We start from the raw sequence: 1,192 nt of genomic DNA, 5'->3' as shown, positions 1-1,192 counted from the left end.
AAGTGCTCGAACTGCTGCGCGGCCTCAAGGGTCTCAACATCGTCGGCGGCGACGTCGTCGAGGTGGCGCCGCAATATGACGCGACCACCAACACGGCGCACGCCGCCGCACAGGTGCTGTTCGAGATATTGAGCCTGATGGTGTTCAGCCCGGCTGTCACCGGCAAGGGATCCTGACCTCTACCAATCCGAACGAAGGCGGCCGCCGCGCTGGAGCCGGCGGCCGTATCCAACAAACAAGCGTCCAGACAGGGGAATAACAATGACAATCCGCAAGACATTTGCCTCCATCGCCGCCGTGCTGATGCTTGGCACCGCCGGTTTCGGCTTCGCCACACAAGCCGCAAGCGCCGATGCGCTGGCGGACATCACCAAGGCCGGCACCATCAATGTCGGCGTCTTCGCCGATTTCCCGCCCTTCTCCTCGGCCAGCGCCGACATGAGCCTCAAGGGCTATGACATGGATGTCGCGCAATACATTGCCGATACGCTCAAGGTGAAGCTCAACCCCATCGCCGTCACCGGCCAGAACCGCATCCCGTATCTGAACGACAAGCGCGTCGACATCCTGATGAGCGTCGGCTACTCGAAGGAACGCGAACAGGTCATCGACTTCGCCGCCGCGTACGCGCCCTACTACATCGCCGTGATCGGTCCGGCGGCTCTGACGGTCAAGGGCAAGGAAGACCTCGCCGACAAGTCGATCGCCGTCAATCGTGGCACGCTGGAAGATACCTCGCTCACCGAGGCAGCACCGGCGTCGGCCGACATCAAGCGCTTCGACAACTACAATTCGGTGATCCAGGCCTTCATCTCCGGCCAGACGCAGCTGATGGTCGTCGGCAACGATGTCGGCGCGCAGGTGCTGGCCAAGCAGGACGCACTGAAGCCGGAGCAGAAGTTCCAGCTTCTGACCTCGCCCTCGCATATCGGCCTCAACAAGAATGAGGACGGCCTGAAGAAGGCGGTCAACGATGCCATCGCCAAGATGCTGGCCGACGGCAAGCTGGATGAAAGCTCGAAAACCTGGCTGAAGACGCCGCTCAATCCCGAAAACCTCAAGGATTGAGTTTCCGTGGCCTTTGCCTGGCTCCCGGGTGCTCTGGGCGACATCGCGCACGGCGCGGCCACGACGATCCTGCTGATCGCCGTGACCACGCTGGCCGGAACGCTGCTCAGCATCCTGGGTGCCG

The 1,192-nt window shown here is 62.3% G+C and carries 2 protein-coding genes; both read left to right on the top strand.

The features are described from left to right. On the top strand, positions 1-176 hold a 176-nt coding region (locus EN893_RS34760; protein ID WP_206640245.1), incomplete at its 5' end, for an arginase family protein. 85 nt (positions 177-261) lie between these two features. After that, complete coding sequence (locus EN893_RS34755) at positions 262-1,068, top strand: transporter substrate-binding domain-containing protein (RefSeq protein WP_127269241.1); 807 nt, start codon at positions 262-264, stop codon at positions 1,066-1,068. Positions 1,069-1,192 lie beyond the last annotated feature (124 nt).

Source organism: Mesorhizobium sp. M7A.F.Ca.CA.004.04.2.1 (assembly GCF_004022825.1).
GTDB lineage: Bacteria > Pseudomonadota > Alphaproteobacteria > Rhizobiales > Rhizobiaceae > Mesorhizobium.
Note: the sequence above shows the minus strand (reverse complement) of the source record. Positions and strands in the feature narration are given on the sequence as shown.

Coding starts and splice junctions, on each gene's coding strand:
- EN893_RS34755 (WP_127269241.1), top strand. CDS start 262: ATGACAATCCGCAAGACATTTGCCTCCATCGCCGCCGTGCTGATGCTT.